Source organism: Brevundimonas viscosa (assembly GCF_900116065.1).
GTDB lineage: Bacteria > Pseudomonadota > Alphaproteobacteria > Caulobacterales > Caulobacteraceae > Brevundimonas > Brevundimonas viscosa.
This window is the reverse complement of record NZ_FOZV01000009.1, coordinates 44,165-57,634: the sequence shown is the minus strand read 5'-3', so window position 1 is coordinate 57,634 and position 13,470 is coordinate 44,165. Positions and strand designations below refer to the sequence as shown.

Genomic DNA, 13,470 nt, shown 5'->3' with positions numbered 1-13,470 from the left:
CGTCAACGCGCGCCTGACCTGACGCGCACCGACGGTCGTCGGCTGGCGGGGTTGCATCCTGTCGTCAAACTCATCCTCCGCCCGCCCCGGGGCGCCCCGCAACCCGCCCCGGGGCGCTCCGCAACAGCAGCGAACGCGACCGCCGGCCGCCGGTTCCGTCGCCGCGGTCCATCCCGCAGCAGGGCGGCCGTCCGACGCGCGGCCTACTCCACCAGCCGCACGCGGTTGATCGAGGCGGCGATGGCGGCGAAGGAGTCGCGCAGGGCCGCGGTGTCGCGGGCGTCGAAATAGTGGTCGGCGTCGGTGGCGCAGTCCTCGAGGAGGTTGCGCGCCGTGGTCGAGCCCACGGCGAGGGCGACGGTGAACACCTCCATGTCCTTCGCGCGGGCGTAGTCGCAGATGGCGGCGGTGTCGTCGTTGGTGGCGCGCAGCTGCTGTGCGCCGCTGTTCCCGTTGGTGCTCGGGGTCACATGGCGGCCGCTGGAGGGATCGAAGCGCAGGGTGTTCTCGCCGTCGGTCATCAGCACGAGGATCTTGCGCGGCTTGCGGTTGGCGGCGTCATAAGGGTCGCCGTCGGTGAACGGGGCGGTGGGCGACAGGGTGTTGACCCCCCAGATCAGGCCGGACGGGATGTAGGTCAGCGGCCGGTAGCCGCCGACGTTGACGATCAGGGCGTCGATGGCCGAGAGCACCGTATTGCGGCGGTCGGTCAGGGGGGTGATCGGGGTCAGGCAGTTCTGGCTGGTCGACAGCAGGCCGGGGTAGGGTTTCTGCGGCTGGCTGTCGTTGAGGCGCATGATCCCCTCGGTGCGCGAGGCGACGCAGCCGTACCAGCGGTAGCGGGTGGTCCCGCCGCCGGTGCACCTTTCGTAGGGGGTGACCGGGTGGTTGGTGCAGGTGGAGGGGGTGCAGTCGTAGCTTTCGCGCACGCCGTCGACGTAGCGGGTGCAGGTGCGCGGGGCGCCGCGGGTGCAGCGCCGCTCGCTGGTGATGGTCTGGCAGGTGCGCGCCGAGGTGGTGCTGTAGTCGGCGGGCACCGACACCCAGGGCTGGCTGCGGTTGGACGTCCCGACGTTGACGTAGTCGGCGTAGGGCACCACCGCGACGCGCACCTTGCCGCCGCCGTCCTGCATCAGCTCGTTGACGAGCAGGCGGGCGGCCGACTTCAGGGCGTCGATCTTGCGCGTGCCGCTGGCGTCGCGGTCGGACATCGACCAGGTGTTGTCGAGCACCAGGGCCAGTTCGATCTCCTCGGCGGCGCCGCGCGTGGCGGTGGCCGAGACCACCACCGGCATCTCGGCGATGCCGATGAGGCCGAGGAACATGGTCGGCGCCGCGCCCTCCAGCCGCACCCGCACGTGGGCCTCGCGGGGCCGGTCGACCGTGCTGACCGGCTGGCCGTCGAGGTAGCGGTCGTCGAGGTTCTCGACGAGGTAGTTGCGCACCACCCCGGTCATGGCCCCGAGGTCCTGGGTGCGTGAGGCCGCGGCGGCGAGCACGGCGGCGTCGGCGGCGTCCTGGGCCGCCGAACGGGCCACCGAGGCGCGCTGCAGGTCCAGCGCGGCGCCGCCGGCGACGATCAGCACCGGCAGGGCGAGGGCGAAGATCATGGCCACGTTGCCGGCCTCGGAGCGCCGCCAGCGCCGGAACAGATCCGCCCACATGCTCATCCCCACTCCCGTCTCTCCCGCCCGGCGGCCGCTGCGGGCGCGCTCGAGGGCCGGCAGTCTGGCACGTGAAGCTTAAGAGATGGCGCCGGCCGGCGCGCGCACGGGCCCGGGGCCGGATCGGGCGCCGCGAAGGTGGGCGGAGGGGAGGGACGATGGTGGGTGATGTAGGGTTCGAACCTACGACCCGCTGATTAAGAGTCAGCTGCTCTACCAACTGAGCTAATCACCCGGACCGGTCGTCGTCTCGCGCGCCCGGAGGCGGCGAGGGGCGGGACATAGAGGCTCGGCCGGCGGAACGCAAGCGGCTTTTCCGTGGTCGTTCCGGTTTGGCGCGCGAGCGGCTAGGGTCGCGGAATCAGCCGCGGGAGGCGGCGGGGGGACGACGACCATGGCCTTCTGGAACCGCCGGCGCTCGATCGACGCCATGAACGCGCCGCACGACGGGCCCGCGCTGAAGAAGACGCTGGGCTGGCCGCACCTGATCGCGCTGGGCGTCGGGGCCATCGTCGGCACCGGCATCTACACCCTCATCGGGGTCGGCGCGGCCAAGGCGGGGCCGGCGGTGATGCTGGCCTTCGTCATCGCCGGGCTGGTGTGCGTGTTCGCCGCCCTGGCCTACGCCGAGCTGGCGGCGATGATGCCGGCCTCGGGCAGCGCCTACACCTACAGCTATGTGGCCCTGGGCGAGCTGCTGGCTTGGGTGATCGGGTGGAGCCTGATCCTCGAATACTCGCTGGTGGTGTCGGCGGTGGCGGTCGGCTGGTCAGGCTATTTCAGCGGCTTCCTGGAGAGCGTCGGCCTCGGCCTTCCCGTCTGGCTGACGACAGGCCCGTTCGGGAGCGAGACGCCCGGACTGGTCAACCTGCCCGCGGTGGCCATCGTCGGGGTGGTGGCCGGAATGCTGATGCTGGGCACCCGCGAGAGCGCCACCGTCAACGCCGTGCTGGTGGCGGTGAAGGTGCTGGCCCTGGCGGCCTTCGTGGCCATCGCCGCCCCGCACTTCGATCCGGCCAACCTGCAGCCCTTCATGCCGTTCGGCTTCGGCAAGTCGCTGGACGCCGAGGGGGTCGAGGTCGGGGTGATGGCGGCGGCGGCGATCATCTTCTTCGCCTTCTATGGCTTCGACGCCGTGTCGACGGCGGCCGAGGAGACCAAGAACCCGGGCCGCGACCTGACCATCGGCATCGTCGGCTCGATGGTGGTGTGCATCATCATCTACCTGGCGGTCGCAGCCGCGGCAGTGGGGGCCATGCCGTTCACCGAATTCGCCGCCTCGCCGGAGCCGCTGGCCCACATCGCCCGCACCCTGGGCAGCGATACGGCGGCGACGGTGATCGCCGGGGCGGCCATCGTGGCCCTGCCGACGGTGCTGCTGGCCTTCATGTACGGGCAGAGCCGGGTGTTCTTCGTCATGGCCCGCGACGGCATGCTGCCGCGCAAGCTGGCCCGGGTCAGCGAGAAGCGCGGCTCGCCGGTGCTGATGACCGGCGTGACGGCGATCCTGATGGCGATCATCGCCGGCCTGTTCAGCCTCGGCGAGCTGGCGGCGCTGGCCAACGCCGGGACGCTGGCGGCCTTCGTCGCGGTGGGCGCCTCGCTGATCGTGCTGCGCATCCAGCAGCCGAAGCGCGAGCGGGTGTTCCGCGCCCCGCTGTGGCCGGTGGTCGGGCTGGGAGCCATCCTCGGCTGCCTGTATCTGTTCGTCAGCCTGCCGGTCTCGACCCAGGTCAACTTCCTCACCTGGAATGCGGCGGGTCTGGTGCTCTACCTGGTGTTCGCGCGGCGCAACACGCGGCTGGCCAAGGGCGAGGAGGCCGAGGCCTGATGGCGCGCCGGGACCTGTCGGGCGCGGTCGACTTCGCCGTGCTGGAGCGGATGACCGGCGGCGACGACGCGATCACCGAGGAGGTGCTGGGCCTGTTCGTGCAACAGGCGGGGCTGTGGTCGCCGCTGCTGGACGTGCGCGAGGACGGCTGGCGCGACGCGGTGCACACCCTCCGCGGCGCCGCGGCGGGGATCGGGGCGGCGGCGCTGGCGACGGCCTGCCAGACGGCCGAGGCGGCGGCCAAGCCCGAGGCGCCTCCGCTGCTGGAGCGGGTGCGGGATGCGCTGGAGGCGGCGCTGGCCGACGTGGCGGCCTACCGGCACGAGCTGATGCTGAGATCGCTGCGGTGACATTTGCCGACTATGCCGGTCTGGTCGTGGCCGCCACGCCGTGGTGCGCCTACGCCGTCCTGGTCCTGCTGGTCGTGCTCGGGGTTCGCCGGCTGAAGTCCCGGGCGCGGCGCCCGCTGCTGGCGTTCCTCGCCCCGTCGGCCTTCTTCGTCTGGGGCCTGTTCAATCTCGCTTCCTATGCCGAGGCGCATTCCGCCTTCGTCGGAGGGGCTGCGCTGCTGGGCTGTCTCGGGCTGGGCTGGGCGTCGGCGCGGGCGTTTTCGAGCGAGCGGATCGAGCCACTGGATGACGGTCGCTTCCTGTTCCACGGCACGCCCGAGCCGCTGGCGACCTATATGGCCGTGTTCGCCACGAGGTTCGGCCTCGAGGTATGGGCCGGGTTCGTGCCGTCCGCCGACGCCGTGGCCGGCGGGATGGCGATCGGGATCTCTGCCCTGGTCGCGGGCCGGACGGCGCAACGGGCATTCTGGATGCTCGGGGCCCGGCGGCGTCTCGCTGCGGCGGCTGCCTCCTCGTAGGAGGCGTGACGGGCCGAACGGCGCGTTTCAGGTCCGCGTGCGGTCCCAAGCGGCGAGCTCGTGGGCGATGCAGCGGTCGATGAGGGTGCGCCAGACCGGTTCGGCGATGGCCGGGGACAGGCCGGCGGGGCCGGCGGCGGCGAGCACCTTCTGGACCACGTCCTCGATGCGGGCGTCGTCGTGGACCACGTCGCGGCTCGGCTTGATGCGGGCGGCGGCGTCCATGTAGCGCTGGCGCTCGGCCAGCAGGACGACGAGGGCGCGGTCGAGGGCGTCGACGCCGTGGCGGACCTCGGCCATGGAGGCGCAGGCCTCGGGGGCGACGCGGGCGTCGACGGCGATGGCGACGGGGGCGTCCTTCACTTCAGCCGACAAAGGCGCGCTCCAGCACATAGTCGCCGGGCTCGGCGTTCGAACCCTCCTTCAGGCCGTAGCCTTCCAGCAGCTCGGCCGTCTCCTTGATCATGGCCATGGAGCCGCACAGCATCACCCGGTCCCGTTCGGGCGAGAAGCCTTCCGGCAGGCCGAGGTCGCGGAACAGGTCGCCGGAGCGGATGCGGTCGGTGATCCGGCCGGGCGTCTCGAACGGCTCGCGGGTGACGGTGGGGTAGTAGGTCAGCTGCGCCTTCGCCTCGTCCCCGATGAGGGGATCGTCGTGGATCCCCGAGGTGAGGAATTCGCGGTAGATGAGGTCGGCCACGGTGCGAACCGTATGGCACACGACGACCTGGCCGAAGCGGCTGTAGGTTTCCGGGTCGCGGGCCACGCTGAGCCAGGGGGCGAGGCCGGTGCCGGTGCCGATCAGCCACAGGCGCTCGCCGCCGGTCAGGGCGTCCAGCACCAGGGTGCCAGTGGGCTTCTTGCCCATCAGCACCGTGTCGCCGGGGCGGATCTTCTGCAGGCGGGAGGTGAGGGGGCCGTCGGGCACCTTGATCGACAGGAACTCGAGCTGCTCGTCCCACTGCGGCGAGGCGATGGAGTAGGCGCGCAGGATCGGCTTGCCGCCGCCTTCGCCGGGCAGGCCGATCATGACGAACTCGCCCGAGCGGAAACGGAAGTCCTCCGGGCGCTCGACGCGGAAGCTGAACAACTGGTCGGTCCAGTGGTGGACCCACAGCACCTTCAGCTCGTGGAAGGGGGACGCCTTGGCGGGCGGGGCGGAGACGGCGACGTCGGTCATCGAGCGCTTATTAGGAGGTGCGGCGGCCGGGGGAAAGGGTTGCCGGCGTCGCGCCCGCGGCAGGAACCGCGGCGTCACGCAGGGGATGACGGCGACGGAATTCGCCTCTAGCGTCGCCGCCATGCGCAACATTCTTCTCGCCTCGACCGTCCTCTTCGCCACCCTGTCGCCGCTGGCGGCCGCGGCCCAGGAGGCGCCGGCGTCCGCCATCCTGACGCCGGAGCGGGTGTTCGCCGATCCCGCCCTGTCCGGTCCGGTGGCCAAGGGGGTGTCGCTGTCGCCGGACGGCGAACTGGTGGCATTCCTGCGCTCGCGGGAGGACGACGTCGACGTGCAGGACCTGTGGGCGGCGCCGACGGGAGAGGGGGAGCCGTTCAAGCTGATCGACGCGCGGGCGCTGGTCCCCGACGCCGGCGAGCTGTCGGAGGCCGAGAAGGCCCGGCGCGAGCGGATGCGGATCAGCGCCCGCGGCGTGGTCGAATATTCGTGGGACGAGCAGGGTCGCTACATTCTCGCGCCGCTGGAGGGCGATGTCTTTCTGGCGGAGCGGGAGGGCGGGGCGGTGCGCCGGCTGACCGAGACCGAGGCGGACGAGATCGACGCCAAGGTGTCGCCGGACGGCAACTTCGTCTCGTGGGTGCGGGACCAGGATCTGGTGGTCTACGACCTGGCCAGCGGGCGCGAGACGCCGATCACCACCGACGGCGAGGGGCTGGTCACCTGGGCCACGGCCGAGTTCATCGCCCAGGAGGAGATGGACCGCGACACCGGCTACTGGTGGAGCCCGGACGAGCGCTACATCGCCCTGCAGCGGACCGACGAGTCGACCGTGGACGTGATCCCGCGGCTGGACATCACCGGCGGCGGGGCGACGGTGATCGAGCAGCGCTACCCGCGCGCCGGGCGGCCGAACGCGGTGGTCGAGCTGTATGTGCATGACCGCGAGAGCGGCCGGCGGACCAGGGTCGACCTGGGCGACAACGCCGACATCTATCTGGCGCGGGTGAACTGGTCGGCGGACGGGCGGACGCTCTACGTCCAGCGCCAGTCGCGCGACCAGAAGAGGCTGGACCTGTTGAGCGTCGATCCGGCCACCGGCGCGAGCCGGGTGATCCTGACCCAGCGCTCGGACGCCTGGGTTCCGCTGGGCCACGACTTCAAGGCGCTGGAAGACGGGAACTTCATCTGGTCGTCCCAGGAGTCGGGCTGGAAGCACCTGCATCTGTACGATCGCGACGGGCGGCTGGTCCGGCCGATCACCCGGGGCGAGTACGCCGTCAAGGCGCTGGAGGGGGTCAACCAGCAGACCGGCGAGGTGTTCTTCACCGCCTCGATGCGCGACGGCCGGGAGCTGCCGATCGAGCAGCAGCTGTTCCGCGCCTCGCTGACCGACACGGTCGAGCCGGTGGCGGTGACGCCGGCGGGCGGCTGGTGGTCGGCGTCGATGAACCGGACGGGAACGGCCTACGTCGGCAACTACTCCGACCCAGCGACGCCGCCGCAATCCGGTCTGTACCGGGCCGACGGGACCTTCGTGCGCTGGATCGAGGAGAACCGGCTGGACGAGAGCCACCCCTATTACCCCTACGCCTCGCGTCGGCAGACGCCGCAGTTCGGGACGCTGGAGAGCGCGGGCGAGACCCTGGTCTGGCAGATGACCACGCCGCCGGGTTTCGACCCGTCGAAGAGCTATCCGGTGGTGATGCAGGTGTACGGCGGGCCGTCCGGGGGCGGGGTGCGGCGGGCCTGGCAGCCGCTGACCAATCAACTGTTGACGGAGGCGGGCTACGTGGTCTTCCGCCTCGACAACCGCGGCGAGGGCGACCGGTCGGCGGCCTTCAAGGAGGCGCTTTACCTGAAGATGGGGCAACCTGAGATCGAGGATCAGGTGATTGGCGCCAACTATCTGAGGTCGCTGCCGTTCGTGGACGACGACCGCATCTCGGCCATGGGCTGGAGCTACGGCGGCTTCATGACCCTGCACATGCTCACCGAGCCGGAGATGGGGCTGGCCTCGGCCATCTCGGGCGCGCCGGTCACCGACTGGAGCCTGTACGACACCCACTACACCGAGCGGTTCATGTCGACGCCGCAGGCCAATCCCGACGGCTACGCCGCCTCGGACGTGGTCAGCCAGCTGGACCGGATGACCGGCCGCCTGCTGCTGCTGCACGGCATGGCCGACGACAACGTCATCTTCGAGAACACCACGCGGGTGCTGAACGCGCTGCAGGAGGCGAGCCTCCCGTTCGAGACCATGCTCTATCCCGGCCAGCGTCACGGCATCCGGGGCAATCCGAGGCAACTGCACCAATGGCGAACCTATCTCGACTTCCTCGACCGCACGATCGGCTCAAGGGCGCCGTCCGCGCAGGACTGATCGCCGCTCTCGCCGGGCTCGGCGCCTGCGCCGGCGGGCCGTCGCCCGACGTCAGCGCGGGTCCCGGATCGCCGGCCGCTGCGGCCGCCGTCGAGCGGATCGCCCGGCTGGACCGCGGCATGCCCGACGTCGCGGCCAACAGCGTGCTGCTGGTGAGCCCGACCGCGCTCGCCGTCGCGCCGGCGGCGGGTGGGCCGCTCGCGGGCATGCCCATCCTGCTCAAGGACAACATCGAGACCGCCGACATGCCGACGACCGCCGGCTCGCTGGCGCTTTCGCACAACGCCCCCGGCCGGGACGCGCCGCTGGCGGCGCGCCTGCGCGCGGCGGGGGCGATCATCATCGGCAAGGCCAACCTGTCGGAGTGGGCCAATATCCGCTCGTCGGAATCGATCAGCGGCTGGAGCGCCGTGGGCGGTCAGACCCGCAACCCGTACGATCCCGAGCGGACGCCGTGCGGCTCGTCCTCGGGCAGCGCGGTGGCGGTGGCCATCGGACTGGTCCCGGTGGCGATCGGGACGGAGACGGACGGCTCGATCACCTGCCCGGCCTCGGTCACGGGGGTGGTCGGGTTCAAGCCGACGGTGGGACTGGTCAGCCGCACGCACATCGTGCCGATCAGTCATTCGCAGGACACCGCCGGACCGATGGCGACCACGGTCGAGGACGCGGCGCGGGTGCTGACGGTGATCGCCGGCAGCGACCCGATGGACCCGGCCACGGCCGAGGCCGACGCGCGCAAGGTCGACTATGCGGCGGCGCTGGACGCCGACAGCCTGCGCGGGGCGCGGATCGGGGTGATGCGCTTCCTGCTGCCGAACTATTCGGAGGAGACGCGGGCGGCGTTCGAGACGGCGCTGCGGGCGATGCGGGACGCCGGGGCGGAGATCGTCGACATTACCGAGGCGCCGGCGGATTTCCGCCGCATCGGCGGCTGGGAGCTGACCGTGCTGCTGACCGAGCTGAAGCACGACCTCAACCTCTATCTCGCCTCGACGAACCCGGCCCAGGTGCGGACGCGGACCCTGGCCGACGTCATCGCCTTCAACGCCGCCGAGCCGCGCGAAACCGTGCTGTTCGGCCAGGACCTGTTCGAGCGGGCCGAGGCGACCGGCGGGCTGGACGATCCCGAGTATGTCGAGGCGCGGACGAACTCGCTGCGCGCGGCGGGGCCGGAGGGCATCGACCGGATGATGGCGGAGCATCAGGTCGTGGCGCTTGTCGCCCCCACCACCTCGCGGGCGTGGACCAACGATCGCGAGGACGAGGACGACATGCAGGGCTCGGCCAGCCGGCTGGCGGCGGTGGCGGGCTATCCGCACCTGACCGTGCCGATGGGTTTCGACCGCGGCATGCCGGTGGGGATCAGCTTCATCGCCGGCAAGTGGGAGGATGCGAAGGTGCTGTCGCTGGGCCACGCCTTCGAGCAGCGGACGCTGGCGCGGCGTCCGCCGGGGGCGACGGTCCATTAGCAACCAAGGACGAGCGGCGCCGTTGAGGCGGAATGCAGCTCCCGTTCCCCCGCCCGGCGTCCCGTTTGCAGCTTCCGGAGGCCGCCGCGTGAGCGAGGTGGTGGCGAACGCCTTCGGGGTCGGCGCGGCCCTGTGCTCGATCACCAGCTTCGCGCCCCAGATGATCAAGATCTGGAAGGAACAGGACGCCACGGCGGTGTCGCTGAAGACCTACTCGCTGACCGTGACCTGCTTCGCCCTGTGGGTGGTTTACGGCGTGATGACCGGGGCCTGGCCCGTCACCTTCGCCAACACCTGCGCCCTGCTGATGGCGTCGGGCGTGCTGGCGATGAAGTGGCGGTTCAGTCGGCGAGCGCGGAGCGGATCAGCCGCATGACCTCCTCCGCGGCCTGGGCGGGCGTGCAGGCCGAGGTGTCGATGCGCAGGTCGGGCGACGTGGGCGGCTCGTAGGGACTGGCGATGCCGGTGAAGTTGGCCAGTTCTCCGGCCCGGGCGCGGGCGTAGAGGCCCTTGACGTCGCGCGCCTCGACCACCGCCAGCGGGGCGTCGACGTGCACCTCGAGGAACTCGCCGGGGGCCATGATCTCGCGGGCCGCCTGCCGTTCGGCCTCGAACGGCGAGATGAAGGCGACGAGCACGATCAGGCCGGCGTCGGTCATCAGCCGCGCGACCTCGGCGACGCGGCGGATGTTCTCGACCCGGTCGGCCTCGGTGAAGCCGAGATCGCGGTTCAGGCCGCGCCGGACGTTGTCGCCGTCGAGCATGACCGCGTGCAGGCCGTCGGCGAGCAGTCGCTGGTCGACGAGGTTGGCGATGGTCGACTTGCCGGCGCCGGACAGGCCGGTGAACCAGACCACCAGCGGCTTCTGGCCCTTGAGGGCGGCGCGCTGGTCGCGGTCCACGGACAGGCGCTGCGGCCGCACGGTGGCGGCCCGGCGGAGGGCGAAGCGGATCATGCCGGCGCCGACCGTCTCGTCGGTGATGCGGTCGATCAGGATGAAGCCGCCGAACTCGCGGCTCTCGGCATAGGGGGCGAAGGGGATCGGCGCGTCCAGCGACAGGGTCGCCACGCCGAGGTCGTTAAGGGCGAAGGTGCGGGCCGGCCGGGCTTCGCCGGTGTCGATGTCGATGCGGCGGCGGACGTCGCCGATGCGGGCGGCGACGGTCTGGGTCGCGAGCTGCAGCCAGTAGGACCGACCGGGGAGAAGGGCGTGCTCGGACATCCAGACGATGTCGGCCTCGAACTGGTCGGCGACGTCGAGCGGGGCGTCGGGGGCGGCCAGCACGTCCCCGCGGGAGACGTCGACGGCGCGGTCGAGGACGAGGCTGATCGACTGGCCTGTGGCCGCCCGGGGAAGATCGCCGTCGAAGGTCACGATGCGGGCGACGGCGGCCTCGGTCCCGGCGGGGAGGATGCGCAGGCGGTCGCCGGGGCGGACGGTTCCGCCGGCGACCCGGCCGGCCAGGCCGCGGTAGCCGGCGCCATGGCGGATGACCGACTGCACCGCCATGCGGAAGGGGCCGGCGGCCTGGGCCGGCGCCGGGGTCGCCGCCAGCCAGTCGACGAGGGTCGGCCCCTCGAACCAAGCCATGTGCACGCTGCGGGCGACGACGTTGTCGCCGCCGCGGGCGCTGATCGGGACGGCCGCGATATCGGAGAGACCGAGCTCCGCGGCGAAGGCCAGCCATTCGCCGGCGAGGCGGTCGAAGGTCTCCCGGGACCAGTCGACCCGGTCCATCTTGTTGACCGCAAGAAACACGCGGCGGACGCCCAGCAGGGCCAGCAGGCGGGTGTGCCGCCGGGTCTGGGTCAGCAGGCCCCGGGTGGCGTCGAGCAGCACCACGGCCACGTCGGCGGCCGAGGCGGCGGTGACCATGTTGCGCGTGTACTGCTCGTGCCCGGGGGCGTCGGCGAGGATGAAGCGGCGCTCGCCGATGTCGAACGACCGCCAGGCGACGTCGATGGTGATGCCCTGCTCGCGCTCGGCGCCGAGGCCGTCGAGCAGGCGCGACAGGTCGGGGTCGCCGGCCTCGTCCGCCTCCAGCGCCGCCAGGGTGTCGGCCGGCACCGCGTCGCTGTCGTGGAGCAGGCGGCCGATCAGGGTCGACTTGCCGTCGTCGACCGAGCCGCAGGCGACGAGGCGGACGATGCCGGAGGCGGCCATCAGAAGTAGCCCTCGCGCTTCTTGCGCTCCATCGAGGCGGCGGAGTCGTGGTCGATGATGCGGCCGTGGCGCTCCGACAGGCGGGTTTCGGCGACCTCGGCGATGACCTCGTCGAGGGTCGCGGCGTCGCTCTCGACGGCGGCGGTGAGGGGCCAGCAGCCGAGGGTGCGGAAGCGCACCCGGCGGGTCTCGACGCGCTCGCCCGGCCGGAGCGGGAAGCGGTCGTCCTCCACCGGCAGCAGCACGCCGTCGCGCTCGACCACCCGTCGCCCGGCGGCGAGGTAGAGACTCGGGAGGGCGATGTTCTCGCGGCGCACGTAGCGCCACACGTCGAGTTCGGTCCAGTCCGACAGGGGGAAGACGCGCAGCGACGCGCCGCCGGAGACGCGGGTGTTGTACAGGCTCCAGAGCTCCGGCCGCTGGGCGCGGGGATCCCAGCCGTGCGACGGCGAGCGGACCGAGACGATGCGCTCCTTGGCGCGGCTCTTCTCCTCGTCGCGGCGCGCTCCCCCGAAGGCAGCGCCGAAGCGGTGAAGGTCCAGCGCCTGCTTCAGGCCGGCGGTCTTCCAGAGATCGGTGTGGACCGCGGGGCCGTGGTCGAAGGGGTTGACGCCGGCGGCCTCGGCCTCGGGATTGCGATGGACGATCAGGCGCATGCCGGCGGCCGCGGCGGCGGCGTCGCGATAGGCGTACATCTCGGCGAACTTCCAGGTCGTGTCGACGTGGAGCAGGGGAAAGGGCGGCGGAGCCGGGAAGAAGGCCTTGCGGGCCAGGTGCAGCATCACCGCCGAGTCCTTGCCGCCCGAGAACAGCATCACCGGCCGCTCGCGTCCGGCGGTGACCTCGCGCAGGATATGGATGGCCTCGGCCTCCAGTCCGTCCAGCACCGCGTCACGCTCGTCGCCCATGGGCAGCACCTGTGACGGCGGAATCGCCCGGCGCCAAGCCCTGCGCGGGGGGATGGCCCGGAGCCGCGCGGCGGGGCAGGGTGAGCGGATGATCGAGCACAGGGACCTTGCGCCGGCGGCCGGCGTCGAACTGGGCGGCACCAAATGCGTGTGCCTGCTGGCGTCGGGGCCGGACAGCATCGTCGAGGAGGTCCGACTGCCGACGCGGGGGGCGGACGAGACGCTCGCGGCGATCGGCGAGGTGCTGGCGCGCTGGCGGGCCGGGCCGGGGTTCCGCGCCCTCGGGATCGCCGGCTTCGGGCCGCTGGAGCTGGACCCGGCCGCCGCGGACTTCGGCCGGGTGACGGCGACGCCGAAGCCGGGCTGGCGCGGGGCGGACCTGCTGTCGCTCGGAGCCGGACTGGACTGCCCCGTGGCGGTCGACACCGACGTCAACGGGGCGGCGCTGGCGGAGGGGCGCTGGGGCGCGGCGCAGGGGCTGCGCAGCTACGCCTACGTCACCGTCGGCACCGGCATCGGCGTGGGATCGGTGGTCGACGGTCGGACCGTGCGGGGACTGGGCCACAGCGAGGCGGGGCACCTGCGGGTGGCGCGGCGGCCGGGGGACGACTGGCCGGGCGTCTGCCCCTATCATGGCGACTGCGTCGAGGGGCTGGCCTCGGGCCCGGCGATCGCCGCACGGGCGGGTCAGCCGGGGGACCAGGTCCCGCCGGACCATCCGGCGTGGGAGACGGCGGTCGGGGCGATGTCGGGCATGCTGCACAATCTCGTCCTGACCACCTGCCCGCAGCGCATCCTGATCGGCGGCGGGGTGGCCGAGGGGCAGCCGTGGCTGTTCCCCCGCCTGCGCCGGGGCCTGATCGACAGCCTCGGCGGCTACGCCACGTCCGACCGGATCGCGGCGGACCTCGAGGCCTTCGTGCAGCCGCCGGCGCTGGGGCCTCGCGCCGGTCCGCTGGGAGCCATCGCCCTGGCCCTCGACGCGCTGGAGCGCTAGCGACC

The 13,470-nt window shown here is 72.2% G+C and carries 12 protein-coding genes and 1 tRNA gene; 7 read left to right on the top strand and 6 right to left on the bottom strand.

The genetic code is table 11. The features are described from left to right. Positions 1 to 203: 203 nt before the first annotated feature. On the bottom strand, positions 204 to 1,670 hold the full coding sequence (locus BM333_RS13920; protein ID WP_092312990.1) for a vWA domain-containing protein: 1,467 nt from the start codon (positions 1,668 to 1,670) through the stop codon (positions 204 to 206). 153 nt (positions 1,671 to 1,823) lie between these two features. Beyond that, positions 1,824 to 1,899, bottom strand: a tRNA-Lys gene (locus BM333_RS13915). A 159-nt stretch (positions 1,900 to 2,058) separates the two neighbouring features. On the opposite strand from BM333_RS13915, the gene BM333_RS13910 reads away from it, so the two are divergent. The 3 genes from BM333_RS13910 to BM333_RS13900 are packed head-to-tail and all read left to right on the top strand — an operon-like array spanning position 2,059 to position 4,363. Then, positions 2,059 to 3,495, top strand: a complete 1,437-nt coding sequence (locus BM333_RS13910; protein WP_092312986.1) for an amino acid permease — start codon at positions 2,059 to 2,061, stop codon at positions 3,493 to 3,495. Further along, complete coding sequence (locus tag BM333_RS13905) at positions 3,495 to 3,845, top strand: Hpt domain-containing protein (protein WP_092312983.1); 351 nt, start codon at positions 3,495 to 3,497, stop codon at positions 3,843 to 3,845. The genes BM333_RS13910 and BM333_RS13905 overlap by 1 nt, the downstream gene beginning before the upstream one ends. Continuing rightward, entirely contained in the window at positions 3,842 to 4,363 is a 522-nt protein-coding gene (locus BM333_RS13900) for a hypothetical protein (protein WP_092312980.1), read from the top strand. The genes BM333_RS13905 and BM333_RS13900 overlap by 4 nt, the downstream gene beginning before the upstream one ends. A gap of 27 nt (positions 4,364 to 4,390) precedes the next feature. Here BM333_RS13900 and BM333_RS13895 read toward each other — a convergent pair whose 3' ends face one another. Together BM333_RS13895 and BM333_RS13890 are read right to left on the bottom strand one after the other, a co-directional pair. After that, complete coding sequence (locus BM333_RS13895) at positions 4,391 to 4,756, bottom strand: chorismate mutase (protein WP_092312977.1); 366 nt, start codon at positions 4,754 to 4,756, stop codon at positions 4,391 to 4,393. Continuing rightward, positions 4,728 to 5,543 (bottom strand): ferredoxin--NADP reductase, encoded by an 816-nt coding sequence (locus BM333_RS13890; protein WP_092312974.1) that lies wholly within the window; start codon positions 5,541 to 5,543, stop codon positions 4,728 to 4,730. The genes BM333_RS13895 and BM333_RS13890 overlap by 29 nt, the downstream gene beginning before the upstream one ends. Positions 5,544 to 5,664: 121 nt before the next feature. On the opposite strand from BM333_RS13890, the gene BM333_RS13885 reads away from it, so the two are divergent. From BM333_RS13885 to BM333_RS13875, 3 genes are all read left to right on the top strand, one after another. Continuing rightward, positions 5,665 to 7,923 carry a S9 family peptidase gene (locus BM333_RS13885; RefSeq protein WP_092313136.1) on the top strand — a complete coding sequence of 753 codons (2,259 nt, stop codon included), beginning with the start codon at positions 5,665 to 5,667 and terminating at the stop codon, positions 7,921 to 7,923. Then, a complete protein-coding gene (locus BM333_RS13880; RefSeq protein ID WP_092312971.1) occupies positions 7,857 to 9,395 on the top strand; it encodes an amidase in 1,539 nt (512 codons plus the stop codon). The genes BM333_RS13885 and BM333_RS13880 overlap by 67 nt, the downstream gene beginning before the upstream one ends. Positions 9,396 to 9,555: 160 nt before the next feature. Beyond that, a complete protein-coding gene (locus tag BM333_RS13875; RefSeq protein ID WP_425425137.1) occupies positions 9,556 to 9,771 on the top strand; it encodes a SemiSWEET family sugar transporter in 216 nt (71 codons plus the stop codon). On the opposite strand, the gene cysC is transcribed toward BM333_RS13875, so the two are convergent. Both cysC and cysD read right to left on the bottom strand, forming a co-directional pair. Further along, positions 9,737 to 11,560, bottom strand: coding sequence for an adenylyl-sulfate kinase (cysC, locus tag BM333_RS13870; RefSeq protein WP_092312965.1), 1,824 nt, complete (start codon positions 11,558 to 11,560; stop codon positions 9,737 to 9,739). The two genes, BM333_RS13875 and cysC, sit on opposite strands and share 35 nt — an antisense overlap. Further along, entirely contained in the window at positions 11,560 to 12,468 is a 909-nt protein-coding gene (gene cysD, locus BM333_RS13865; protein ID WP_092312962.1) for a sulfate adenylyltransferase subunit CysD, read from the bottom strand. The genes cysC and cysD overlap by 1 nt, the downstream gene beginning before the upstream one ends. Positions 12,469 to 12,556: 88 nt before the next feature. Between cysD and BM333_RS13860 the strand changes: the two genes are divergently transcribed. Then, positions 12,557 to 13,465, top strand: a complete 909-nt coding sequence (locus tag BM333_RS13860) for an ROK family protein (RefSeq protein WP_092312959.1) — start codon at positions 12,557 to 12,559, stop codon at positions 13,463 to 13,465. Positions 13,466 to 13,470: the final 5 nt, after the last annotated feature.

Coding starts and splice junctions, on each gene's coding strand:
- cysD (WP_092312962.1), bottom strand. CDS start 12,468: ATGGGCGACGAGCGTGACGCGGTGCTGGACGGACTGGAGGCCGAGGCC.
- BM333_RS13905 (WP_092312983.1), top strand. CDS start 3,495: ATGGCGCGCCGGGACCTGTCGGGCGCGGTCGACTTCGCCGTGCTGGAG.
- cysC (WP_092312965.1), bottom strand. CDS start 11,560: ATGGCCGCCTCCGGCATCGTCCGCCTCGTCGCCTGCGGCTCGGTCGAC.
- BM333_RS13910 (WP_092312986.1), top strand. CDS start 2,059: ATGGCCTTCTGGAACCGCCGGCGCTCGATCGACGCCATGAACGCGCCG.
- BM333_RS13920 (WP_092312990.1), bottom strand. CDS start 1,670: ATGAGCATGTGGGCGGATCTGTTCCGGCGCTGGCGGCGCTCCGAGGCC.
- BM333_RS13875 (WP_425425137.1), top strand. CDS start 9,556: ATGATCAAGATCTGGAAGGAACAGGACGCCACGGCGGTGTCGCTGAAG.
- BM333_RS13880 (WP_092312971.1), top strand. CDS start 7,857: ATGGCGAACCTATCTCGACTTCCTCGACCGCACGATCGGCTCAAGGGC.
- BM333_RS13860 (WP_092312959.1), top strand. CDS start 12,557: ATGATCGAGCACAGGGACCTTGCGCCGGCGGCCGGCGTCGAACTGGGC.
- BM333_RS13885 (WP_092313136.1), top strand. CDS start 5,665: ATGCGCAACATTCTTCTCGCCTCGACCGTCCTCTTCGCCACCCTGTCG.
- BM333_RS13890 (WP_092312974.1), bottom strand. CDS start 5,543: ATGACCGACGTCGCCGTCTCCGCCCCGCCCGCCAAGGCGTCCCCCTTC.
- BM333_RS13895 (WP_092312977.1), bottom strand. CDS start 4,756: ATGTGCTGGAGCGCGCCTTTGTCGGCTGAAGTGAAGGACGCCCCCGTC.